Raw genomic sequence first — 23,959 nt, forward strand, 5'->3', positions numbered from 1 at the left:
GGAAACGCCATCTCATGCCGCAGGTCGTGCGTCTCTGCGGATAAGAGTGCATGTCGGTGGGTGCCGCTAGCCTCGGGCAGGTTGCAAGGCTGGGCGTGGTTGTGGCATTCGGATGGTGCGTGATGGTTGATCTGTCGATGGTCTATGACCAGCCGTCACAGGTGGTTTCTGATGATGCTGGTCGCTTGACCGTCGCTCTGGCCACTCTGTCGCCGACGATAGGTGGCCTGCCGGTGTTCTTTGACGGGTGGGTCGGCCGGCCGCGGCTGGTCGCGGCGTTGCTGCTCAGTGTTGGTGCGGTGGCGCGTGCTCGATACTTCATGCCGGCGTCGGCTCGTTTACTCGATCCGGTCCTGACCAGCGGTGACGAGGTGCTGCGGATCGAGGCGTTCTCGTCGTGCTGCGGTGTGTACACGCGGGTCGATCTGCTGGGTGACCATCTGGGCGAGGCTTCGATCGGCGCTGGCACGACGAATGTCGATCTGGGCCGGAAGATCCGCGATGCGCTGGCTCGGGTGGACGATACGACGGAGATGCGACTGTCGGTGGGCAGCGCGGGGCTGCGTGTGGCGACGAGGGTCGGATCGGCCGTGGAGCGTAAGGTCAAGTTGCCGGTGCGATGGGTCAAGGGCCTCGGTGAGGCAGCGCTGGCGCAGGTCGGTATGCGGCCGATGGCGCAGCTCGGGGCGATTGGGGCCCGCCGGTTGCTGGACGCTCTGCCGCCAGCGGGCTCGGCGTCCGCTCCGCCCTATGCAGTGGTGCCCACACAGTCGGGGTTTCGCTTTTCGCAGGCGCCCACATCCGGCGCCGTGTGCGTCGCCGGGCCGTACCGGCTGCGTGAGTTGCGGCCACTGGCTCGCTTCGCGACGGGGCTGCAGATCTGGGCCCGGCCCGGCGATGGTGCGCGCAGCTGCGCCTTCGAGCTGACCGTGCCGGGCGCCCGGGTGTGGTTCGTACTCAGTCCGGATGTGACGCGCGGCTTCTCCGGTGAAGGCGCGACGCTGGATCTGCTCGCCGATGCGTCCACCGTGGCGGACGCGGTGGAGCTACGCGCGCATCTCGGGTGGCGGGCGCGGCTCGATGAAGAGGAGCTCGCCGGGTTTGCCGACACGTCGCCGGCGCGTATCCAGGCGCTGCTTGCGACGTTGGGCAGCCAAGGGCTCGTCGGTCGCGACCTGGCTGCCGATGCTTGGTTTCGCCGGGACCTACCGTTCGCCGAGGAGCTGATACCCAAGCTGGCGCCGCGGGTGGGCAGCGCGGCCAACATCTCCCGGGCCGATGTCGAGATCCGCGAATTGCCCACCGGTGGCCATGAGGTGTTCGTGCGAAGCGGCGACATCGAACAGCGCGTGGTTCTCGACGGCGACTCGGTGAGCTGTACCTGCCGGTGGCACACGCGGCACGCGGGTTCGCGGGGACCGTGCCGGCACGTGCTTGCCGCCCGCGCCCACATCAGTGAGGCGTCGTGATGACCGCCGCGGACCGGTTGCGCGAGGTGATCGAACAGGCAGACCGACACGCCCTCGTCGAGCTCCTCGCTCCGCTCGACGAGGAGACCCGCGCCGGCCTGGCGCCGATCGCCGGCAGCGCGTTCGTGGACGCAAAACGCCGGCACGACGAACTGTTGTACGGCCACGTGCCCGACTCGAGCGATTTGGCCGAAGCCGGTACGTGGTTCGATCGGATGATCACGGCGGCGCTGGCCTGGCTCGGCACGGGTGACATCGCCGAGTTCCCGCCGCCGCGCGAGTACGGCCATTCGAAGTGGTACGAACGCTTCGATTTCGAGCGTGCCTTCAACACCGAAGAGCTGCACCGCATCCTGCTCGACCGCCAGCCGCCCTGGCTGACGGAGCTTGCCGCGCTGTTCGTCACCGACTACCACTGGGACGAGGCCTGGCAACTGGTCCTCGACGGTGCCCTGCCCCGGCCGACCTGCGAGGCCTATCTGCTCGGTATGGCCGACCACGCGGCGTGGGGCCCTCGGCCCAGTCTTCCCGACATGGTGCTGCGCGACCCGGCGCTGTTGACGGTCGACCTGCCGGCGCTGCTGGACCTGCCCGACGGCGTGCCACGGATCGTCCGGCGCGACATGGTCGTCGGCACCTCATCCGGGCGTCACACGTGGTTGCCCGTCCTCAATGCGCACTTCCCGCCGGGGCATTCGATCCGCGACCGGATCCTCGACCAGTTGCTGGACCTGCTGACCGGCGACCTGAGCGGACGGGACGCCGCCAGGCTGCACAAATTCCTCGACAAGCTGGCTCCGACGGCCGACGAGCTGTCGGCGCGGCGGCGGGCACTGTTCGCGTTGGTCGCCCACCGGGTACCAGGGGTGGTCAGCTACTCCATCCGGGTCCTGGCTCGACTCGGCCGCGCCAACCTCATCCCGCCGGCCGAGCTGATCGACGCCGTGGAGCCTGCACTTCTGGCGTCGGCCAAATCGACTGCCACGACCGCACTCGCCATCGTGGCCTCGGCGCTGCGCCACGATCCCCGGGTGCAGCGGCGCGCGCTGGAGCGGTTCGCAACTGCCGTTGCCCACCCGAACTCCGAGGTGCAACTGGCCGCGATCGAAGCGGTGACGCCACAATTGGTGGCGCATCCCGACATCGCGGCGCACCTCAATGAGCTACTTCCCGAGCTGTCCACCACCGCTGGGCAACGTCTGCGCGCCGCGTTGCCGCATCAGCCGACCGCTGAACCACCAGCACCAGCCGCCGACCTCGACGACCTCATCCGCCAGGCTGAAACGTTCCCGCCCGAGGTCGCCCACGCCTGCGGCTTGGACGCGGCGGTTGAGGCGGTCCGCCAGGGTGGCGAGCCGCCGGCCGTGCAGGTACGGCCACGGGCTGCCGCTAGCGCTGCCGCGGTACGGCCGGTGTCCGGCGTGGATGAGCTCATCGGCGTACTCCTGCGCGTGGTCGACGGTCGAGGGGGCATCGTCGACCTCGAGCGCGCCCTCGACGGGTTGGCGAGCATCGGTCCCCGTTGGCCGAACGACTTCGGTCGGCGGGTCGGGCCGCTGGTGGCACGCGTCAACCAGCATTTCGAGCGTGACGCCCCCGACTGGGGTGAGTGGCCCAGTGGCGACATGTGCCTACTGGTGGCGAGTTGGATCCAACCCGAGCGAGGCGCCGGACCCGCCCACCCGCTCACGAAGCCGGGCACCTGGCTGACCGGACGGATCCGGGAGGTCGCGCTCGGCCTCGGCGACCCGGATCCCCAACCGCTGCTCGCCCTACCGACAGACCAACGCGGCTGGATCGACGCAACTGTCCTCGTGAAGCGGGCCAGCGCCGCCGGCGGCACGATCAAACGGCCCATCGACACCGCCGTAGCGCTGGCACGGCTGACACCATCCGGGCGGGCCACCGCGCTCCACCAGGCCGCCGACCTGCCCGGTGCGCTGGGCCGGGCGATACGGGCCGCCCTCGGCGGTGACGACGACCGGTCTGCGCTCCCCGACGTGGTCGCCGGCGTGATCGGATGGCTACGCGGTGACGCGCACGAGGGTCTCCCGTACCTGCTCGGGGCGGCCGAACGAGACGAGGCACCCTACAAGACGTCGCAGGAGCTGGCCATCGAGGTCAACGAACAATTGATGGGTATGCCGCCCGTCGCGGACGCCGACGGAGTGCTCACCATGGACTTCAGTGACCTGCCCGCATATCAGGAAATGCGGGCGGCGTACGCGTACGAACACGTGCAACGCTACGCCCCCGACTGGGCTGCCACACTGTGGCCCGGCGACCACCGATGGCTGTGGCGTAACAACGCCACCACCGCAGCGGCACTGCGACTGCTACTCGACCCGCACGAGCCCGTACCCCCGGAGGCGCTCGTCGCCGCGATTCGGTGGGTCGGCCGCGAGAAACCGGAAGAACGCACGCTCGCGGCCGACATCATCGTCCAGACGATCGGCGACGCCAGGGTGACCAGCACCGAACTCGCCCACGCGCTGCACACCACCATTGAAAGCACCACCACGGTCACCAGCGCGCGCCTCGTCACGCTCCTTCGGGAGACCGCCGCCGCTTCGGTGCTGCACCGCGCCGCGGTGCGTGCCGCCCTCATCGACATGCTCCCGACATGGCTCGGCCGACTTGCCGACCAGCAGAGGTACGGGCCGCTCGCCCTGCTCGACGAGGTGTGCGCCATCGACGGCACACCCATCACGCACCCGAAGACCCGCGCTCTGCTGGAAACGCTCACCAGCGGCAGGTCAAAGAGCGCGACCATCACCCGTCGCCTCCTCGACCGCGGCCCGGCGGCCGATCACATCCGCTCCGACGCCAGCGCGTGGCCCGCCGACGCGCTCGCCGCCGCACTCACTGCACGAATCGAACGCGCCGAACACTGACCAGCCGGCGAATCGCACCAGCTGCACATCGCACTATCGGTAGTCGGCGACCACCACGATGCGCTACAACGCCGGCTAAACGTGGATATCGGCTCCGTCGAAAAATGAGGTGCGACAGCGATATCGCTCATCGCGGATTGCGCTTGCGCCGCTTTTGCGGACCTCGACAGGCAAGGGCGTGTTCACGCACCCACCACGGATCTGATGCACACCTTCCATCGGGCACTGGCCGCACGGATACCCCAGCGCACGGCATTGCTGGCAGAGCAGTTGCGCAGTCCCGATCCCGGTTCCCGCCTGGACGCGGTACGGATGAGTGCGCAGCTCATGAAGTCCTGGCGTGGTGACCATACGTCGCTCATCATGCTCGTCACCGAACAGCTCGAAGCGACCGACCAAGAAGTCGCCGCCGAGGCGGCGGCCGTCCTCGAGGCCTGCCACCCGATCGCCGAGCCGGCCCGGGAGGCTCTGGCCGCGCACGTCGCCGCCCAGCGCGCAGCGTACGGACCGGATGTCTGGGCCGCACCGCAGCCGCACCTCCGCAGGGCCCACCAGGAGGCGGTCCGAGGGCTGGCCCGGCTCGGTGACGCGCGAGCCGTACCGAGTCTGCTGACGGCGCTGGACAGCGGAATCGACGACTGGCGCGCGGTACAGGTCGCCGGAACTCTGCCAGAGGCCGCAGACCAGATTGTGCCGCGACTGTGCGTCCACCTGCGTCGCGTCGACCTTGCCCAGCAGGGGTGCGAGATGAGCGCGCGCTCGATGCTGTCCGCCCTGGCCGCGCTCGGCGATCAGGCGGCGCTGCCCTTGATCATCGACACCCTCGCAGCCGCGGTGCGTCACCAGCAGTGGGGTATCACGTGCTCGGCGCTGGAGGCGCTGGGGGTGTTCGGCGGCGCAGCAGTGGCCGCCCTCGATGCGATCCGGCCACTGACCGCGGCCTCCGACGCTCATGTGCGGCCCGCCGCCGTCGCCGCGCTGTGGGCGATCGATGGTGACCGAGAGGAGGTCATGCCGCTGTTGCATGACCTCCTCGAAGACCGCATCACCTTCCGGATCTGGGAGGCGGCCGACGTGCTCGGCGAGATCGGCCATCCCGCCGTGGCCGCACTGCCGCGCCTACGGGAGTTGCTGGCTCATGACTATGAATGGGTTCGTGTCCACTGCGCTGCCGCCCTCTGGGAGATCGGCGGCGAGGCTGAGGCGTCGACCGTTCTGGACGCACTTCTCCAGATATGGGCGCAGAACCCTGCGACGACCAATCATGTGGTGGCATGCCTGGACCGGATGGGCCTCGCCGCAGAGCCGGCCCTGCCGCAGCTCCGTTCGCAGCTGGCCCTTCCCCGGCGGGGCGGCCGGTTCGCGAGTATCGACAACGACGAAGAGCTGCAGCGGGTCAGCCGTCTCATCATCGCGCGGCTCGCCTGAGCTACCCGCATCGCATGTGGGGAGGTTTGCGCACCGGTGCTCTGCCCGTTCTCGAGGTGGTGGGCGTAGGTAGTCTGGTAGCGCACCTTCACTTGCAGGGGTGCGTGTGCTGATCGGGCTGGGTGGAGCTCGCGTATCTGGGCAGGACGGAAGAGCGTGGGCGTCGATATGGGGGCAGGGCCGGACGTCGATCACGTGGCGGGTGAGGCGCGGCCGAAGAAGCTGCTGTTGCGTGCGCTTGCGGGCGAGCGCACCGAGCGACCACCGATCTGGCTCATGCGGCAGGCCGGACGCTATCTGCCGGAGTACCACGACGTCCGCGAGGCTGCGGGCGGGATGGTGGGGCTGTGCAATTCGCCCGAGCATGCGGTCGAGGTCACCTTGCAACCGCTGCGCCGCTTCACCCTCGACGCCGCGATCCTGTTCGCGGATCTTCCCCAGATCGCGGCGGCGTTGGGGCAGACCTTGGAGTACCGGGTCGGTGACGGCCCCGTCCTCACGCCCCCGATCCGTTCGGCTTCGGACATCACCGAGTTCTTGAGCGCGTCCCGCTTGCACGAGGAACTGGCCCCGATCTATGAGACCGTCAGACGACTCACTCGCGCATTGCCTGACGAGGTCACGTTGATCGGCTATGCCGGTGCGCCGTGGACGGTCGCGACCTACATGGTCGAAGGGCGCGGCGGCGGCTCAGAGCACTCCATCGTCAAGCAGTGGGCGCTGAGCGATCCGGAGGGGTTCCAACCCCTTATCGACCTGCTCACGGCGGCCGTCATCGAGTTCTTGACCGTCAGATTGAGGCGGGTGCCGAAGCGATCCAACTCTTCGAGAGCTGGGCCGGAATACTCCCCGACCCGCTATTCCAGCGTTGGTGCGTCACGCCGGTTGCCGCCATCGTCGCGGCGCTGAAGGCGAAGCATCCGAGTGTTCCCATCATCGCCTTTCCGCGCGGCGCGGGGCTTGCCTACAACGGCTTCGCCGAGGCGACCGGCGTGGACTGCGTCGGGCTCGACTCGACAGTACCTGTGGAGTGGGCCGCGCAGAAGGTGCAGCACGAGCTCGGCCGGTGCGTGCAGGGCAACCTCGACCCCCAGCTCCTGGTCGCGGGCGGGCCTGCACTCCACGCGGAAACAGACCGCATCCTGAACGCGCTCAGTGGTGGCCCGTTCGTGTTCAATCTCGGACACGGAATCGTCAAGACCACACCCCCCGAGCATGTGGCCGCTCTCGCCCAGCAGGTACGGTCCTGGTCCGCAGCTTTGACGCGGTAGAGAGCCTGAAAGGGCGCGGGTCGCTGTTGCGATCTGCTCCAGGCATCGGCAGGAGGTGAACCTGGCGTTCCTCGTTGGTGCGGGAGCGGAACACTTGTGCTCGCAGCGAGGCTCTCGGTTCATCCTGAGTGTGGACGGCGGTCCCTCAGGATGCGCTCGATGAGGTGGAGCCTTTGGCCGTCGCGCTGGTAGCAGGTGACGGTGTCGTGGTTGAGGAGCACGGCGATCTGCCAGGGGTGCGGGAACAGATCGCGGTGCAGCGCGACGTCCTCGGCCGACGGGTGAGCGGGCGCGTCTCGGGGATGGGTGTGGAACCAGCCGACCAGGAGCCGGTCGCCGATCGTATCCCGGAGGGCTGTAAAAGATTCGTCGGTCATGGTCCAGCTGGTGCGGGTCGCACGGGTCCCGGTGGCACTGACCGCCTCGGTGACTTCGACCTGGCATTGCTCTCCGTACTCGTGCACCCGGCCGAGCAGGAAGCCCCCTTCTTCGATCTCCTCGGAGCGGTACTGGTCGAAGGCGACCCCCTCGTCGAAGCGGACTGTGATCCTGCATCGTTCCGGGTCCTGCACGGCCCGCACCGGCGGGAACAGGTCCGGTGGTGGACGGTGCGGCTCACTGATCAGCTTGATGCGCAGCGGTACGCGTGGTCGTGCCAGAGCAGCCCGGGGGGTGCCGCCCCTGGCGATGATCCTCTCCTGGCCTTCTCTGGAGAGAGTCCATGCTGCGGCGGTCAGATCGAGGAAGCCGCCACCTCCGAAGTCCTCGGGGCGTACCTCGTAGTTCCGGTAGGCGGCCAGGTCGAGTACGGCCTGGCAGGTCGTCTCCAGGTCGGGTCCGTCGAGGGGCAGGCAGACCGCGCCCTCCACCACGTTCGGGTGGAAGATCGGCGAGACCCAGGTGACGGTGGGCAGGGCGACCGGGAAGTCCGGGGGCAGCGTGATCTGGACCATGTGCCGGTCTTGCACGGTGGGGTGAAGCGGGCGGGTGAGCATGTCGCGGGGCGGGCCGAAGCTCCGGGCGTGGAAGGTGACGACGAACCTGGCGGGGAAGTCCGGGTCGTCCACGGCGTCGAGCGCAAAGCCGGGAGTACGTTCGGCGAACGCGATGAGCTGGTCGCGGGCCCGCGAGCGGGCGTTCACCCGTGCCTGGAACAGGCCCGCGCCCGCGGTGGCCTGGAAACCGACCCTCAACTGATCGTCCTCGCCGACCCCTGCATCGTGCAGGGACGCGTCCGGATTCAGGGTGCGTCTTCCGCTCCCGTCTGGCAGAACACGGTCGATCACGGTCGGGCGTTGCGAGCCGGGCCGGCCCTCCGTGTACTGGCTCACGATCCCCGCGGCCAGCTCGCCGACGGTCGTCGTCGAGGGAACGTCTTCCACCCGGAAGATCTGCTGATCAGGCCCCTGGACGGTCAGTTCCTGCACCAGGTACGGCCGGTGGCCGGCGCGGCCGAAGGTGACCGTCACTCCAGGCTGGGTCAGCTGTTCGACCGCCTCGGCGAGCTCCGAGTCCGGCCGATCTGCGACGCGGATCGTCGTCACCCGATCCGAGGACGAGGTGTAGAGGACCTCCGCATCGGGATCGAGCAGGCGGCGGGTGCGGCTCAGGTGTCCTTCGTGATCGCCGTCGCCGATGAAGACGAGGACGACCCAGGTCTCTCCGGACTCCTGGAACTCTTCGAGGACTGCGCTGGCGGGGTACTGCTGCCGGGCCGCGGCAACCAAGCGTGCGGTCTCCTCATCGCTCATTCCTTCACCCAGCCGCCGCCAGAAGTCGGTGGCAGTGAAATCTGCCGGAATCTCGGGCGCCGGTGACAGGACATCTTCGAGGAGTTCCTGGGTTGCTGTGCGCGTCGGGAAGAGCAGCGCGAAGTGCTGCCACAGGTCGTCGTTCATGGTCTCCGCTTCCCCAGTTCGAGATACCTGATCACTGCGCCGTCGCTCCTCCGCGCGACCGGAAGGATCTCCTCACGTGCCACACCCACCTCGGTCAACGGCTTATCGGGCGGGGCGCTGCGCAGCAGTGATGTGCCGCCGGGCAAGGCCACCCAGGAGAACGCCTCTTCGCCGGGCGCCAGAAGACCCACGAGCTCGGCCACCGTCGTGACGGTCCCCACCGGTTCGACCAGGGACGGGTCCAGTGGCTCGTGCAGCGGGCACGTCGGGTTCCGCGCCCGTTCGGACCGGTCGACCTCGCCGATCGAATCCACGATCAGCGCTGACTCCGAGACCGGCAGATCGAACAGGACGCGCAGCGCCATCGTCGCCTCCCACGCGCCCAGCAAAGCGGAGACCGGCGCGGATGCCCCAGCCACCGGGTCGGCCACCGGCCCGGCGCAGCTCCACGGGTCGTCGCGGAGGGCGCGTTGCCGTGCACTCAGCCCACAGCCGAGACAGGCTCCACCGGGCCGGTAATAGCAGACCTGCCCGCCCCAGGGATCGGTGCCCGCGTCGAGCAGACCCGCGTCTACCGCGTTGCATCGGCTGGCGAGCGAGATGCGGGCGGCCATGCTGTCGAGACAGCTGACGACCAGGTCGGCGTCCCGCAGCCGGGCGAGCCCGACGCCGCTGACGTGCGTGGCGGCGATGGGCTCCACCTCGATCCCGGGCGAGAGCTCCCGTAGCGCGTCGGCGGCGGCTTCCACCTTGGGACGACCCATGTCGGTGCCGCGGAAGAGGACCGTACGGCTGAGGTTGGATTCGGACACCACGTCCGGGTCGCAGAGCAGGAGCCCCCCGATTCCCGCCATGGCGAGCAGCCGCGCGACCTCGTTACCGAGCGCTCCCACCCCTGCGATTACAGCGGTCGATTTCGACAGCCGGTCCTGCCGCCAGCCGGGAATCAGGTCGTGCCGGGCGTAACGGTCCGTCATCGGCGCTGGATCCGTTCCAGGGCCGCAGCGCTCGCCCGGGTGTCGGGATGATCCGGCCCGAGCACTGCGTTCCGCGCCCGTACTACCGCGGCGAATCCCGCCTCGGCCTCGTCCACCCTGCCGAGGTCCGCCAGAGCGGTGGCGAGGTTGTGCAGGCTGGCCAAGGTGTCCGGGTGGTCGTCCCCCAGTACACGCCGGCGTGCGCGCAGCACTTCGCGGAACTCCTCTACCGCGGTCGAACAGTGCCCCAGCATGGCCATGACGGTGGCCAGGTTGTGGCGGCTCGCCAGCGTGCTCGGGTGTTCGGGGCCGAGCGTCGCTTCACGGCCACGCAACGCCTCGGAGAGCAGATCGCGAGCCGCCGACAGCTTGCCGCCGGCGCACAGCGCTTCCGCCAGCGTTGACAGGATCGCGGGCCGTTCGGGGGTGTCCGGTGATGTCGCCGCGGCGGCCGCGTTCAGGTGTTCGAGGGCTTCGGCCTGGTCGGCGGCATCCACAGTGCGCTCGTACCGCAGGAGCAGGGCGGCGCCGAGGTTCGAGCGCACCAATTCTTGCTGGTGGCCCTCGAACTGCCATGCGGCGCGGAGGTGGGAGATGGCCTCGTCCAGATCGGCGGGGTCTGCGGTGTGGTCGAACCGGCGGCGCAACGCAGCCCCGAAGTTGGACAGGACCGCAGGCCGGTCATGGTTCTCGGCCGGCGTGAGTTCGACGGCTCGTGCCAGGCAGGAGACGGCCTCGTCGAGGTCGGCGGGGTCATTGGTCAGGTCGAAGCGGGCACGCAGCGCGTCGCCCAGGACGGACAGCAGCGCATGGAGACCCGAGTGCCCGGTCGCGGTGAGCTGGACGGCACGTCTCAGGCAGGAGACGGCCTCGTCGAGGTCGGGGACATCGCTGGTCAGGTCGAAGCGGGCACGCAGCGCGTCGCCCAGATTCGCGAGAAGCTCGGTGTCGAGGTCAGACGCGTCGCTGACGGCCTCCCGGCAGAATCTGATGGCCTCGTCGAGTGTCGTCTTGTGAAGTGGTCCGGTCCTGGGAGTACGGCGGTGTACCTGGAGCAGACGGTGCCCGAGCCTGGACTTGGCGATGGGGCTCAGCGCGTGATCGGACGGGAGCACTCGTACCGCGTCCTTGAGGACCACGACGGCGGCCTCCGAGGCCGAACGCTTCTCGTACAACGCGCCAGGGAACAATGACGGCCGCGGCAGCACGAGTGGGGACCTGAAGGCAGGTACGGTCCCGGCTCCTGTCGAGGATTCGATCTGTTTGAATTTACGCTTGGGGGCTTTCTGGCCGCTGGCAAGACCGATGAAGAGCCCGGCCTCGTCGAGCAGTGGCAGTGAGGCCTCCCACTGCCCCGACCGCATCAGCTCGAAGCCCTGGTCGGCCAGCAGCAGAGCGAACTCGCCGCCGTGGCTCTGGGGATCTGCGATGGCTGCCTGGCGCGCCCGGTCGAGGGCGGCGGAGAGGTTCTCAACCATCTGTATCCCAACCGGGCGGTAGGAGCCTGTCGAGAATTCGGTCTCCGAAGCTCCCGTCGAGCTCGACCTTCACCGTCTGCGTTCCGTCTTGGTTCGTGGTCATCTCATACCGCGCGGGCGAGAGCCCGGTTTCCGGCTTCTGCGCGCCGCGCGCTTCGACGCCGAGGGACCAGGCCACGGCGATGACAGATCTCTGCACATCGGCTGTCGCCTGGTTGCCGAGCAGGAGGCGGGGCAGCAGCCGGTGGCGGTCACCGAATCTGCGGCAGTACTGGAGGCAGTCCAGGTCGTGGCGGCGGATGTAGGACACGGCTTCGGAGAGGGCCACCGGCTGGAACCGCAGGGCGTGAGCGAGCTTGGCCGCCTCGTCAGGTCCGCAGTCCAGGCACGCCATGATGTAGGAGGTCGCCTCTGCGGGGGTGAAGGGGCCCATCTCGATGCAGCGAGCGTGCCTGCGGTCGGAGAGGATGTGCCAGTCGCGGGTGGTGACCAGGACGCGACCGCTGGGGTGGTCGGGGGGCCAGAGTCCTTCCATGTGGCGCAGGTCGGTGAGGTCGTCGAGGACGATCAGCCACCTCCGGTCGGTGGTGGCAAGCCATGGCAGGAGGGAGTCGGTTTCAACCGCGGTGGCGGCTTCCTGGTAGCTCTTCACCACCTTGTCCCGCTCGTCGGCCCTGACCCACACGAGCAGGTCGACCTCCTCACGCTCCCACAGGTTCCGCGCGTAAGCTCCGGCGAGCTGGGTCTTGCCGACCCCTCCGAGCCCCGCCCGTTCCGGGCTCAGGACAACGAGCCGATCAGAGGCCATCGCGGACTCGAGGTCCGTGTTGTACTGCCGGCGCTGATAGTGGTCGACGCCCTTGGGGAGTTCGCCCACGCAGAGGGGATCGGGTTTCGGCAGGATCGGTATCCGCGCTCTGTCGACGCCCAGTGCTTCCCACCAGTCGCCGGCGTCCGGCAGTAGGTCGATGAACGTGATGGGCACCAGGGTCAGTGCCGACTGGCCCGCGCGTGGTTGGTGCTCCGACACCACTCCGACGACGCGGCCGCCCACCAGAGCGGCCGCGCCCGACATTCCCGACCATGGGGAGAGGCCGAGTGCCTCCTGCGTGGGGGGAAGCGGCCGGGGTGAGCTGGAGACCCGCAAGGTGAGCAGGCCGGAATCCAGGTCCTCGGAGGTCGGGATGGATCCGTCCACCTGGGCGGTCTCGCGTCGCGCGGTCGTACCAGTGCCCTGCTTCTTGAATTCCGGGAACCCGACCGCCGAGCAGTGTTCGACCATCGTGGTTTCACGCGTATGCCGGTCGATCCGTGTGAAGCCGACATGGGGAAGGGGACCCGGGCCGTCCTCCAGCTCCACCAAGGCCAGGTCGGCGGAATCCAGGTCCCCGATGAGCCGGAGCCTGGCGGGCCATTCGGTCTTCGCCGAGCGATTCCCGGAGCCGATTCGCCGTACGAGCAGGGAGCCCTCGGCGGCGACATGACCGGAGGTCAGCACATAGCGGCCACCGACCAGAAAACCCGAGCCCACTGTCCATCGAGGTGTCGCTTCGGGACCACGGTCGGCGAGCACCTCTACAAAGCGGTCGCGAATGGCCATGGTCGTGAGCGGCCTAGCCTGGCATTTCCTGGGAGCCCGCCGAAACCTTGATCGGCCGGCCTTCGGAGTCGACCGGGGGCTCCAGCACCACGGAGACCGTCTGCACCGACTCCTGTGCGTACTTGCCGGTCGCTCCGAGTTCGAGAACCCAGAGCTTGACCTTGCCGGCCCCTTCGCCGGTCTTGGTCATACCGACCTTGAACTCCAAGGTGACCTGACCGACCGGGAACTGGATATCCGCCTGTGCGCCGGCTGTCACCGCTCGGGCCAATTCCTCGCGCACTTGGGCGATCGCCTCGACCAACCCGATTTCCGCCACTCATCACCACGCATCGCGCTCGATCTCGGTATCGGCATCGATCGTACGGCAGGGGCGATAAATAGCGTATGGCGTTCTTCCAGCATGCCGAGGTTCACGTCAGGCATCAGGCCGATACGAGGTTGATCAAGTCATCTGGGTCGGTCGAGGCGAGAAACTGTTCGATGCGGTGTGCCGAAGGAGGTAGGTAGGGGCGGTATTCGGCGACGGACAGGACGTAGGTCCAGGCCCGGAGGCGGTCGGTGTCCAGGGATTCGTGGGTCGCGGAGTTCGTTGAGGCGGTCTTCGGTGGTGGCGGGGCCGTCTTGAATTGCCATCCACAGGGCCGCTTCGGCGTTGAGGTCGCCGGTCGCGCCGAGTGGGTCGATAGCGAACCAGTCGTCGGGTCCGCGCAGGATGTTCTTGGCCTGCAGATCGGCGTGCAGCACATGACGGGTGGTCGTGGTGCGCAGCAGTGCGTCGAGGACGCGTTCAGCGTCTTTGATGGAGGCGATGTCGTTGGCGTAGCGGGGGTCGGCGAAGCGTTCCCGAGCCCAGTCCAGCCTCATCTCCGCGATCTCGGCCATGTCCTTCAGCCGCGGGCCGGCCGGGAGCCCGGGATGGTGCAGGCGGCGCAGCAGGTCGCCGAACTTCCGGCTGTTGTCGGGACCGTCGGTGGCCCAGGCGGTGGTGCCCGGCAGGATCCTTGTCATCAGGAACACTCCGGAGCCGTTCGCCTGCTCCAGATCCTCGGGGTGGCCCCGGAGCCGTCCCACCGCTGGAGGCCGCCGAGATCGGCGGTCACTGGCTGGCTGCGGAGATCATGCGCGCTTGGATCCGCCACCTGGCATAGCGGTCGGGAAGTCCGACCCGTTGGCTAGGGTCCTTGATCGTTGAAGTCGATCAAGGAGGTACGCGTGGGTGCTTGGGGTGCCGGCCCGTTCGAGAATGACGATGCTCTGGATTTCGTCGGCGATTTGACCGACGAACCGGTCGAGCAGCTGCGGGCGGGTATTCGTGCCGCCATGACCCAGGTCCTCGACACCAGCGACTACGTCGAATGCCCCGAAATGGACGCGGCCATCGCCGCAGCGTGCCTGGTGGCCGCGCGTATCGATCCGAGCCTGCAGCTCGATGCCAACGGCAGGCACTACCTGGATCAGATGCCGTTCCAGCCTGATGACGAACTCCGCACCTTGGCTGCAGGAGTATTCACTCGGGCCTTCCAGCCCGAGAACAATGAGTGGTACGAGCTATGGGCCGAGTCCACCGGACATCCCACCGAGAACGAAGCGGCATTGGCGCCGTTCCGGGCGGCCGCGAACTCCCGGTAAGCAGCCCGAGAAACCGCTCCTGCCCGAGACTCAGGTGCTCGCCTGGCCGAGGCACCGTTACAGGTTTCCGGCCTGGCTGTTCGCCCGGTGCTCTTCGAGGAGTCTCTGTACGGTGGCGCGGCTGACTCGCAGCAGGGCTGCCAGTTCCGTCGTGGTGAGGTAGTCCGGGAGATCTAGGTGTTCGCTCGCGTGGTCCATGGGATTTCACCCGTCGGCGAGTGTGGCAGTGGCGGCGTCGATGACCTCAGCCCTGGCGGTACGGATCAAGAACTGGCGGACATTGGTGACACGGCGTGGTCGTTCTTCTGGTTCATGGAAGAAGGCGGGGGCGCGGCCCGAGGGGTTTGTACGCCGCGTCCCTCGCCCTCTTCGCGCCGCGTCCGGAGCCGAGTTCAGCCGGCAAGGTCGGTCATGGGTGATCGTGCTGGCTGGGCGTCCGCACCAGGCTGTTTCTGCTGAGGAGTCATCTGAGCAGTGGCACTACGTTCAAGCCCGACCATCCGGCAACGTCGGCTCGCCTCTGAGCTGGAGCGGCTATGCGAGGCGGCGGGCCACCTTGACCGAGTACGCCACGGCGAGCACCGCGACTACCTGTACGCCTGGTACCGCTACAGCACCTCCTGGCACCTCGCGCACCAGTGGCAAGCCCTGCGTGAGCGCGCCGCCGCAGCCCGCTCCCGTACCAACAACTGGGCCGTCCGCCCCGCACTGGTCGAGATCCGCGAACAGATCCTGACGCTGCCGGCCCCGAACGTACCGCCCGCCCCGCACTGGGGTGCAGACCTTCCAGCGGCGACACCACCCGACGACCTCGACGTGTGGACGGGGCCGGCCAAGGCGTGGAACACTCACGTCCCCACCGGCCAGAAGGTACGAATAGGGCAGCCGCCCGCCTTTGGCCAGTTCCTGGAGACAGCGCTGAGCGACCAGGGCCTCACCGACATCCTCAACTGGATCGAGCACGCCATCGAAGACGGCTACGGGCTGCTGCTGCACTGGTAAACCGGTGTTGGCCGAATCATCGAGTCGTTGAACAGCACGGCAGGACAGGCGAGGTCCGGGCTTATCACCACCCCGAGTCCGGAGCCCAGCCGGACACCATCAAGCACCGTCACTGCTACCCGCAGACCGCCCAGGTAAAGGCCATACCGGGCTATGGCGCGAACGCCATGTGGCTGGGGTACGAGTCGCCGCTAGTGGGACGTGGCTCCCGCTCACAGGTCCGTTGACCTGCTGAGCTTCTCCCACCTGTCCAGGTCGGTACGCAGTTGCTCGTGGTGGGTTCGGATGTTGTCGACCGCGTCGTTGCCCAGTGCGAGTCGCAGCGGCGGATCGGCGTCGTCGATCACCCGCAGGATCGCCTGGGCGGCCTTGGCCGGATCACCGGGTTGCGTGCCGTCCATCTGGTCCACAGCGGCTCTGGTCTGAGCCGTGGACACCTCGTAGGCGTCGATCGTCTGTGAGCGGTGCATGCGGTGCCCGCCGAACTCGGTACGAAACGCCCCGGGTTCGACGATGAGCACCCGGACACCGAAGGGTGCGACCTCTGCGGCCAGTGCCTCCGATAGTCCTTCGAGGGCGAATTTCGCCGCGCAGTAAGCACCGAAGCCGGGCATGGTCAGTTGGCCGCCCATGGAACTCATCTGCACGATCGTGCCGGCGCGTTGCCGGCGTAGATGAGGCAGGACCGCCTTGGTCACGGCCACCGCGCTGAAGAACATGACGTCCATCAGTGCCCGCAGGTCGGTCATCGTCAGTTCCTCGACGGAGCCGACCGACCCGTGCCCTGCGTTGTTGACGATCACGTCGATCCGGCCGAATGCCGAAAGGGCGGTGGTTACCGCGGCATCGATCGTCGCGGCTTCGGTGACGTCGAGTCTCGCGGTGCGCACTCGTTCTCCCCCCGCGTCCACGATGTCGGTGAGTTGCTCGGTCCGTCGCGCCGTCGCCACGACCCGGTCCCCGGCGGCCAGCGCGGCCAGGGCGAGATGACGGCCGAATCCCGCCGAACATCCGGTGATCAGCCATACGCGTTCTGCCATGAATAGCTCCTCGGTCAGCTTTCGCTCTTACGGTCATGAGGCTGGCCACCACTGTCGGTCGCCGGGACCCGGCCTGGCCAACACATGTTGCTTTCAGCGGTTACAGTCAGAACCTGTGACCCTGGAACTACGTCACCTGCGTTATTTCGTAGCGGTGGCCGAGCAGCTGAGCTTCACTCGCGCCGCTCACGATCTGCACATCGCGCAGCAGTCCCTGTCCCAGCAGATCACCGTGCTCGAACGCACCGTCGGCGCGCGGCTGCTGGAGCGGGACACCCGCGGCACCCGGCTGACCGAGACCGGTCGCCTGTTCCTGCCCGAGGCGCGAGCCGTCCTCGCCCGAGCGGACGTCGCCGTCGCCACCGCCCGCCGCGCCGAGTTCGGGGAGATCGGCGACCTTCGCCTGGCCTTTCTCACTTCCACCGCGAACTACATGCTGCCGCCGGTCGTACGGGCGTTCCGGCAGCGGTTTCCCGACGTCGAGCTCACCACCGACGACGTCGACATCGCCACCCTCGTGTCAGGCCTGCGCGACGAACGCTACGACGCGGCGTTCACCCGGCCACCACTCGTCGACGACCTGGCCACCCTCACACTGGTCACCGAACCGGTCTGCGCGGTCCTGCCGATCGGCCACCCCCTCGCCGGACGAACCGAACTCCACCTGAGTGATCTCGCCGACGAGCCGTGGGTGCTCACTCCACGCAGCTCCTGGATCCCGTGGCACCGCAAGTACGACCACGACTATGGCGACGCCGACTTCGAGCCGAAGATCGTCCAACGCGCCTCCGGCGTGGCCAACCTCCTCGGCCTGGTCGCCGCCGGCGTCGGAATCACCCGCCTCGCTCAGTCAGCGCACAGCATCCGCCGCACCGGCGTCGTGTTCGTCCCCCTCGTCGGCGACAAGGCCGAGACCGTCATGGCATGGCATCCACGGCACGACAAACCAACAGTCCGGAACCTGCTGGACGTGGTAACCCACCTGGCCGCCACCACCGACCTCACCAAGGCCGGCTGAACCCACAGCACGGTGACGACAAGGATCGCGGACCGGGGGGAGCGCGAGTGTTTCGGCGTCAGCAGGCGGAACTTCGCGGCCGTCACCCGTTCTTCACACGGCCCGGCGCATGACGTGCAGGCCGACATATCCCTTGGTCGGATGCCGGAAGCCCACCGGGACCGTTCCGACCACCTCGAAGCCCAGCGACTCGTACAGCGACACGGCGCGTACGTTGGTCTCCACGACCGCGTTGAACTGCATCGCGCGGAAGCCCGCCGCGCGCGCCCACTCCAGCGTGTACTCGCACAGCGCCCGGCCCACGCCGCGCCCGGAGTTGGCCGGGTCGACCATGTAGCTGGCGCTCGCGACATGTGACCCGTTGCCCGCTTGGTTGTTGTTCATCTTGGCCGTTCCCAGGACCCTGCCCGCCTCGTCGATGGCGACGACCGGGCGTACCAAGCCGGGTCCGCCGGTCTTTCGTTTGTCGTGCTCTCTGGTAGGAATCAGGGGTGCTTGTCGGAGATCCTGTGCGGTTGCGCGCCGTGGAACCGTCGGATGCCGAGACGTTGTGGCGCTGGCACAGCGACCCGGAGGTGATGCGATGGATGAACGATGGTTATCCGCCGTCGCTGGCTCACCTGACCAAACGGCTGGCGGAGCGTACGCCGGACTCGTTCGAGCGGGTGATGCTGTTCGTCGAGACGGCCGAGGGGAGGCCGATCGGGATCGTCGTGTTGCGCGATACCGAGCCCGAGACCGGTGCTGCCGAACTCGACATCTACCTCGGTGAGAAGGACACCTGGGGTCAGGGGTATGCCACCGACGCGATGCGGGTGATCTGCCGGTACGGGTTCGAGAAGATGCGGCTGCACCGGATCTGGCTCACTGTCGTCGCGGAGAACGCAGCCGCCCGCCGGGTGTATGAGAAGGTCGGCTTCCTCGAGGAGGGGCGTATGCGGGACGCGTTCCGGCGTGACGGACGATGGCACGACCTGATCGTGATGGGCCTGCTGGAAGGCGAGCTGCGCTGAGCGTGTACGTAACCACTGCGTACCTTCCTTCGAGCACTGGTGACACGGGCGCCCCAGCGCACCCGGCGATAACGTCAGGTGCCGCAGGTGACGTGGTGAAGCGCGTACGCGTGCAGCCGGCCAGGGCCTGGGCCGAGGTGAGTATCGTGGTGACGCCGTACATCGCAGAGGCGCTGCCGCGTACGGTTGTGGCATCCGGCATGGTGTGGGTCCTTCGGCCACCGTGTACGTCGTTGAGTGTCCCAGCGGCGTCGATGACGTAGGTGGGCCCGAAGGTGACGATCAGGTTCGCCCGTACGGCGGTGTGGTACTGGTTGGCCTGTCCAGGGCAGAGAGCCAGTGCTGCAGTGCCGAGAGGCGCAGCTGGTGCAGCCACCCCGCCTTGTCAGGCTCGCGGACCGGTAAGGTCTCGGCGTGGACGAACGGTCGCGCGCGGACTACGGCTTTGACGCGCCGACGGTCCCGGTCGGGCTCGGGGCGGCGGCGGTCGTGTCGCTCGGCCTGACCGTGGTCGTCGCCGTGGTTGTCGCCGGCTGGTGGTGGCTGATCCCGCTGGTCTACGGCCTGTTCTTCGGCCTCAGCTGCGCCAGCTTCCTGTACACGACCCGCCGAGGCAAGTTCGTCGTGTGGGCCGGACTGCTATCGGACCTGCGGCTGACCGGCCGGGAGCGGGTGGTCGATCTCGGCTGCGGTCGCGGGGCGGTGCTGAGCATGCTGGCCCGGCTGGTGCCCGCAGGCCGCGCAATCGGCGTGGACCTGTGGCGCTCAGTCGACCAGTCGAACAACGACCCGGCGAATACGCTGCGTAATGCTACGGCTGAGGCGGTCACGGTCACTCTGCTGACTGCGGACATGCGGGCGTTGCCGCTGGCCACCGGGTCGGTTGACCTGGTGGTGAGCAGCCTCGCGATGCACAACATCCGGGGCGAACCGGGCCGGATGAGGGCCGTTGCCGAGGCCGCCCGCGTGCGCCCGGGTGGCCGATTGGTAATCGCTGATTTCCGCCACGCGCGGGCATACGCCGACCAGCTAATCAGTCTCGGATTGGTCGACGTGACGATACGCGACCTGGGCTGGCGCTTTTGGTACGGCGGGCCGTGGGGACGCACCAGCGCAGTCACCGCAACCCGATAGCGACGCCCGCCACGATCAACGAACTCACCGACCGCAGGTTCGTCGAACGCGCCGCGGATCCGGCAGACCGCCGCCGCAACGTCATCACCATCACCCCCAAGGGCGACGACACCGCACCAGCTCGACGTACTGCTCGCCGCAGGCCATGACGACCTGCTCGCGCCGTTGTCGGCCGCCGAGCGCGACGACCTGATCCGGCTGCTAGGGCGTCTAAACGACCATCACGCCAGGAGGGACCAATCCGATGATTCCGCTTGATGACCAAAGGCGTGGGCGACCGGTCGCGTCCTCCGATACCGGTGGCAGCGCGCCATGGGCACGGCTACCACTCCTTGCTGGCTGATACGGACTGTTTACTGCCGTGATCGTTACGGGGAGGCCCTGTTTGATCTTTAGGTTGCAGTTGGCAGCGTCGAGCGAGCTTCGTGAGACGCGTCCTCTGGTGATCTCGTCGAACTCGTCATCAAGAACACGCCTCTCTTGGCGTTGCTGTGGCGGTCGTTCCGGCAGGTCGGCTGAGCTCGGACTCCTCCGCCAGGTGGTTCGGCCCTGCGGGATTCCTTTCCGTCGAAACAGCGCTGAACGGCCAGAGCCTCACCGACATCCTCAACTGGACGGAACAGGCCATCGAGGACGGCTACGGACTGCTGCTGCACTGGTGGGCAGACTTCACCGAAGCCGCTAACGAAGCGACTTCGCTGGACCGACCATGGCCACGAAGAATCTTGTCGCGCTGCCATCCGCCTGAACACCGAATCCACAGGCCTCTGCGGCGTGGTGACCTGCGAGCCCGGGCCAGACTCGTTTCATCGCGGCGTGCTCAGGCGGCGCATCTCCTCGAGCCGTGCGGCCACCTCGGTGATGTCGTCCTGTTCGTTAGCGATCCAATGCGAACTCCCGAACCATCGATTGAAGATCTCCGAGACTGAAGTACTTGTGATCTCCACGTCGCCCTGAACTAGAGCGACAAGATCCTCGACCTCAGGGTCGTACTCGTCCTCGGGAGCGCTCACCTGCAGCAGCCCCTCGGGGTCATGCTGATTGATCAGTGTCCGGACTGCTCGGAACGTTGCCGCATGGTCCATGTCCGCCATCGTCGCAGTTCCCTCTATACGGGATCTTTGAGCAGCTAAGATCACCGAGCTACGCCTACCAGGGGAGACCTGTGCGTCTACGATCCGCCGCAACCGCAGCCGTCGTGTTCATCGGCTCGCTGACTCTCGCGGCGCCCGTCTCCGCCTCTGCCAGTAGCAGGGCATCCGTTTCATGTGGCTACGGCATGGTCAAGGTGCCGAGCAACATCCACTCTGCGCCGGTTGCGACCCGGCCTGGTCAAGTCGTCGTGATGAAGACCACGATCCGCAACACCAGTGGAACCAAGCTGACCGGGGCCTCGATCAGTCAGCGCGTGGTGCCGGGGAAGAAGCACAGAGGGCCTGCTCCGACCATGAGCTGGCGTGTGGGCAGCGGGTCTTGGCACAAGTTCTACCTCACGTGGCATTCCGTACCGAAGAACTCCAACTTGCAGCCGTACTGGGAGACCAACAGAGGAGCGATCGGCACCCTGACGGCCCACTCGGTGCGTGCCCTGCAGGTACGGATCGCCTTCCACCGAGGTGACGCCAAGGGCATCTACTACGGCACCGTGGACGTCAACGCCCCCGCATGCGGATGGGACGACCAGCTCGTCGGCTCAGGCACGCTCGACTCCTATTACGCCTGACCAGAGATCGGCTGCACACATCTCCCGGCGTGATCTGGCCGGCTCGGTCTCGGGTGTCGTTGAGCCGTCCACCCATCTCGACCGGCCGGAGCAGCGGGTTCATGATCCAGGATCTGCGGCAGACGGGTTGGGCCAGGAGGAGTCCGGATTTGCGCTGACCCGGGAGCCACGGATCGGGCTAGCGTTGGTTCCGGCTGAGGTCATGCTGCGGTGCGAGGCCCTGGAGTTCGTCTCGGATGGCTGCTTGAAGTTGTTCGCGGAGCTCGGTGGCGACGTCGCTGAGGTGGGCACGCGGCCAGTGCCGTCCATGGTCAAAGCGAAGGGCTCGGGGGCCCACCTGATGTGACGGCCATGTGCTGCCCTGCCGTCCTGTTCGCTTGGTGCGCGGCCCTCGTGCCCTCTCGATGGCAGGCGGCTATCGGACGTCCAGGTAGTCGGCGGCGGACACGACGGAGGCGAGGGTGGAGGTGTTGGTGAAACGGGCCTGCCAGGTGCCGTCCTTGCTGGCCTTGATCCGCTTGCTGAACGCGCCGCTACGGCCGCTGGTCGTTGCGGTTACGTACTTGTAGGCCGTGGCGCCTTTGGGCTTGAAGTAGATCGCCACTCGCCGGCCGGGTGCCGCCTCGTACACCGCTCGGGCACCGTAGGCGCGCAGCTTCTGCAGTGTGCCCGACACCGTCAGGTACGCGCCCCTGCGCACCGGTTCGGGAGCGGCGTTGAATCCGCGGACGCGGGTCTGCAGGCGCACGTAGTAGGCGCCGACCGTCTTGGTGACCTTGGTGCTGCCGGGTCCGTACGCGGTGAGCTGGATCTGCCAGCGCCCAAGGCGGCCCCCGGGCCATTGCTCTACGTTCCATGCCTTCCAGGTGACCCACCCGCCCCATGACTCCGTGCTGAGGGTGAGGCTCTCCTTGATACCGCCCGGCTCGATCAGGACGGCCGACAGCTTTCGTACGTCGCCGTCCACGCGACCGGAGAACTCCGCCGGCGAGAAACCCGTCGGGTGGATCACGACCGAGGACGGCGAGATACGCGCATTGCCGATCGAGATCGAGGCGGCGGAAGCGGGCACCACTGGCGCCATGGAAACGCCCGCGAGCACGGCTGCGGCAACGAACGTCAAGAACCGGCGCACTGCGCCCTCCCCCGAAAGATCACCAAAGCAGGGCGAATCTAGTGGTCGCGACACATCCTGTAAAGATCAATTCCGATCGAACCAGCAGGTCGGCTGAGCCGGTGCAGCACAGTCATAGGTCCACGTGGAGATCAGGGCCGCGATTACGAGCACTCGCTCGGCACTTCCGCGTTTCGGTAGGCACTCCGATCTTGGAGTGCTCACCGGTTGGCCGCCGAGATCCGATGGTTATCGGGGATCCGTATGATCGTTCGGTATGCGTCTATGGCGCCGCGCCTCTCCGGCAGGCACTTTGCGGAGATCTGTCGGCAAGTCCTGGCGTAGCGCTTCACCCCAAGTCCAGTCAGGCATCCGGTTGAGCCTGACGCTCGGGGTTGTGCTGCTCGCGATGGGCATCGTCGTGGACGAGGCGACAGGCTGGCTTGCTGAACGCGGGTTCCTGACGAACGTCCTGTCTTCTTTGACGGGATTCTTCTTTGCGGTGCCGCTCGCAGTGCTCGTGCTGAGCGAGGTGAATGCCAGCCAGGAAGAACGACGCGCCGTGCGTGCACTGCTGGAGCGAGCCGCCGCGACGACGGAATCAATCCTGAGTGAGGCGACTCGACTCGTTCAGCCCGAGCCAGACGATCTTCGCCGCCGGGCAGAGGCGACACGGCGTACGGTCTCGGCGCTCAGGACGGCAATCGCCCCGGACGCCGACGATCGGTTGTCCGCTGCATCCGAGGCGCTGACAGGCTTTCTGCATGGCTGGACGGCGCGTTGGCCCGATCCCTCGCAGGTCGCGGCCTCTCTGCTTGTGATGGAGCGGCGCAACGAAGAGCTAGTCCTGATCAGCAACCGGCTCTCGGAGCTCACCAGCCCACTCGACGGACCCGCTCATTCGGCGCTGCCTCTGGCTGCGGAGGCCGCGATGTGGCAGTCCGCGGACCTCGTACTACGAGAGGAAATCAGTTCGGCCCTCGCCGCCATCCGCGAGTTGCGAAGCGAGTGGGCCACGAGGCCCGTTGGCCTCGATCAGGCTACGTTGCGAGCTCTCGTGGCGACTACTCGCGGCCATGATTTCTCGTCCGTCCTGTCTGCGGTCAACGAGGCTATGGACCGCGCGGATCGGCTCTCCGAGATCGCCCGTTCCCTCGACTCCACTCCCACTTGCTCGAGTGGTTGATGGACCACCATGAGCTGACCGACCGGCAGACGCCCCAGCTGCACCGCTTCTTCGACCAGCGAGGACCAATGCAGGTCCGCAC

21 protein-coding genes and 1 pseudogene are annotated in these 23,959 nt (G+C 67.5%); 11 read left to right on the forward strand and 11 right to left on the reverse strand.

Annotated elements, in window-relative coordinates; genetic code table 11:
- The first annotated feature begins 122 nt into the window (after nt 1-122).
- From ACRYCC_RS27460 to hemE, 4 genes and pseudogenes are all read left to right on the forward strand, one after another.
- Entirely contained in the window at nt 123-1,469 is a 1,347-nt protein-coding gene (locus ACRYCC_RS27460) for an SWIM zinc finger family protein (protein WP_433816579.1), read from the forward strand.
- Nucleotides 1,469-4,363: a DUF6493 family protein gene (locus tag ACRYCC_RS27465; RefSeq protein ID WP_433816580.1), complete on the forward strand. Its 2,895-nt coding sequence runs from the start codon at nt 1,469-1,471 to the stop codon at nt 4,361-4,363. The genes ACRYCC_RS27460 and ACRYCC_RS27465 overlap by 1 nt, the downstream gene beginning before the upstream one ends.
- A 255-nt stretch (nt 4,364-4,618) precedes the next feature.
- Nucleotides 4,619-5,791, forward strand: coding sequence for a HEAT repeat domain-containing protein (locus tag ACRYCC_RS27470; RefSeq protein WP_433816581.1), 1,173 nt, complete (start codon nt 4,619-4,621; stop codon nt 5,789-5,791).
- 168 nt (nt 5,792-5,959) lie between these two features.
- A pseudogene (gene hemE / locus ACRYCC_RS27475) lies at nt 5,960-7,062 on the forward strand (uroporphyrinogen decarboxylase).
- A 119-nt stretch (nt 7,063-7,181) separates the two neighbouring features.
- Here the strand turns inward: hemE and ACRYCC_RS27480 are convergent.
- The 6 genes from ACRYCC_RS27480 to ACRYCC_RS27505 form a co-directional block, all read right to left on the reverse strand.
- Entirely contained in the window at nt 7,182-8,960 is a 1,779-nt protein-coding gene (locus ACRYCC_RS27480; RefSeq protein WP_433816582.1) for a Mov34/MPN/PAD-1 family protein, read from the reverse strand.
- Complete coding sequence (locus tag ACRYCC_RS27485; protein WP_433816583.1) at nt 8,957-9,937, reverse strand: HesA/MoeB/ThiF family protein; 981 nt, start codon at nt 9,935-9,937, stop codon at nt 8,957-8,959. Before ACRYCC_RS27485 ends, ACRYCC_RS27480 begins: the two co-directional genes overlap by 4 nt.
- Nucleotides 9,934-11,415 carry a tetratricopeptide repeat protein gene (locus ACRYCC_RS27490; RefSeq protein ID WP_433816584.1) on the reverse strand — a complete coding sequence of 494 codons (1,482 nt, stop codon included), beginning with the start codon at nt 11,413-11,415 and terminating at the stop codon, nt 9,934-9,936. Before ACRYCC_RS27490 ends, ACRYCC_RS27485 begins: the two co-directional genes overlap by 4 nt.
- Nucleotides 11,408-13,015, reverse strand: coding sequence for a trypsin-like peptidase domain-containing protein (locus tag ACRYCC_RS27495; protein ID WP_433816585.1), 1,608 nt, complete (start codon nt 13,013-13,015; stop codon nt 11,408-11,410). Before ACRYCC_RS27495 ends, ACRYCC_RS27490 begins: the two co-directional genes overlap by 8 nt.
- A 13-nt stretch (nt 13,016-13,028) precedes the next feature.
- Nucleotides 13,029-13,334: a trypco2 family protein gene (locus ACRYCC_RS27500; RefSeq protein WP_433816586.1), complete on the reverse strand. Its 306-nt coding sequence runs from the start codon at nt 13,332-13,334 to the stop codon at nt 13,029-13,031.
- Between the two features lie 131 nt (nt 13,335-13,465).
- A complete protein-coding gene (locus ACRYCC_RS27505; RefSeq protein ID WP_433816587.1) occupies nt 13,466-14,089 on the reverse strand; it encodes an aminoglycoside phosphotransferase family protein in 624 nt (207 codons plus the stop codon).
- Nucleotides 14,090-14,206: 117 nt separating this feature from the next.
- On the opposite strand from ACRYCC_RS27505, the gene ACRYCC_RS27510 reads away from it, so the two are divergent.
- Nucleotides 14,207-14,647, forward strand: a complete 441-nt coding sequence (locus tag ACRYCC_RS27510; protein WP_433816588.1) for a DUF4259 domain-containing protein — start codon at nt 14,207-14,209, stop codon at nt 14,645-14,647.
- Between the two features lie 57 nt (nt 14,648-14,704).
- Here the strand turns inward: ACRYCC_RS27510 and ACRYCC_RS27515 are convergent, their stop codons facing one another.
- Nucleotides 14,705-14,845, reverse strand: coding sequence for a helix-turn-helix domain-containing protein (locus ACRYCC_RS27515; protein WP_433816589.1), 141 nt, complete (start codon nt 14,843-14,845; stop codon nt 14,705-14,707).
- A 276-nt stretch (nt 14,846-15,121) separates the two neighbouring features.
- On the opposite strand from ACRYCC_RS27515, the gene ACRYCC_RS27520 reads away from it, so the two are divergent.
- Nucleotides 15,122-15,649, forward strand: coding sequence for a hypothetical protein (locus ACRYCC_RS27520; protein ID WP_433816590.1), 528 nt, complete (start codon nt 15,122-15,124; stop codon nt 15,647-15,649).
- A gap of 212 nt (nt 15,650-15,861) precedes the next feature.
- Here the strand turns inward: ACRYCC_RS27520 and ACRYCC_RS27525 are convergent, their stop codons facing one another.
- Nucleotides 15,862-16,689, reverse strand: coding sequence for an oxidoreductase (locus ACRYCC_RS27525; RefSeq protein WP_433816591.1), 828 nt, complete (start codon nt 16,687-16,689; stop codon nt 15,862-15,864).
- A gap of 115 nt (nt 16,690-16,804) precedes the next feature.
- Here ACRYCC_RS27525 and ACRYCC_RS27530 point away from each other — a divergent pair, with 115 nt between their 5' ends.
- Nucleotides 16,805-17,707, forward strand: a complete 903-nt coding sequence (locus ACRYCC_RS27530; protein ID WP_433816592.1) for a LysR family transcriptional regulator — start codon at nt 16,805-16,807, stop codon at nt 17,705-17,707.
- Nucleotides 17,708-17,800: 93 nt separating this feature from the next.
- On the opposite strand, the gene ACRYCC_RS27535 is transcribed toward ACRYCC_RS27530, so the two are convergent.
- On the reverse strand, nt 17,801-18,148 hold the full coding sequence (locus ACRYCC_RS27535; protein ID WP_433816593.1) for a GNAT family N-acetyltransferase: 348 nt from the start codon (nt 18,146-18,148) through the stop codon (nt 17,801-17,803).
- Between the two features lie 68 nt (nt 18,149-18,216).
- On the opposite strand from ACRYCC_RS27535, the gene ACRYCC_RS27540 reads away from it, so the two are divergent.
- Nucleotides 18,217-18,720, forward strand: coding sequence for a GNAT family N-acetyltransferase (locus tag ACRYCC_RS27540; protein WP_433816594.1), 504 nt, complete (start codon nt 18,217-18,219; stop codon nt 18,718-18,720).
- A 414-nt stretch (nt 18,721-19,134) separates the two neighbouring features.
- A complete protein-coding gene (locus ACRYCC_RS27545; protein ID WP_433816595.1) occupies nt 19,135-19,854 on the forward strand; it encodes a class I SAM-dependent methyltransferase in 720 nt (239 codons plus the stop codon).
- An 806-nt stretch (nt 19,855-20,660) separates the two neighbouring features.
- Here the strand turns inward: ACRYCC_RS27545 and ACRYCC_RS27550 are convergent.
- Nucleotides 20,661-20,948, reverse strand: coding sequence for a hypothetical protein (locus tag ACRYCC_RS27550; protein WP_433816596.1), 288 nt, complete (start codon nt 20,946-20,948; stop codon nt 20,661-20,663).
- A gap of 251 nt (nt 20,949-21,199) precedes the next feature.
- Here ACRYCC_RS27550 and ACRYCC_RS27555 point away from each other — a divergent pair, with 251 nt between their 5' ends.
- Nucleotides 21,200-21,577 carry a hypothetical protein gene (locus ACRYCC_RS27555; protein WP_433816597.1) on the forward strand — a complete coding sequence of 126 codons (378 nt, stop codon included), beginning with the start codon at nt 21,200-21,202 and terminating at the stop codon, nt 21,575-21,577.
- A 415-nt stretch (nt 21,578-21,992) separates the two neighbouring features.
- Here the strand turns inward: ACRYCC_RS27555 and ACRYCC_RS27560 are convergent, their stop codons facing one another.
- Nucleotides 21,993-22,652 carry a hypothetical protein gene (locus ACRYCC_RS27560; RefSeq protein ID WP_433816598.1) on the reverse strand — a complete coding sequence of 220 codons (660 nt, stop codon included), beginning with the start codon at nt 22,650-22,652 and terminating at the stop codon, nt 21,993-21,995.
- A 436-nt stretch (nt 22,653-23,088) separates the two neighbouring features.
- Between ACRYCC_RS27560 and ACRYCC_RS27565 the strand changes: the two genes are divergently transcribed.
- Nucleotides 23,089-23,877: a hypothetical protein gene (locus ACRYCC_RS27565; protein WP_433816599.1), complete on the forward strand. Its 789-nt coding sequence runs from the start codon at nt 23,089-23,091 to the stop codon at nt 23,875-23,877.
- Nucleotides 23,878-23,959: the final 82 nt, after the last annotated feature.

This window comes from Actinomadura scrupuli, from assembly GCF_050971785.1.
In the GTDB taxonomy this organism is placed as follows: Bacteria; Actinomycetota; Actinomycetes; order Streptosporangiales; family Streptosporangiaceae; genus Actinomadura_E; species Actinomadura_E scrupuli.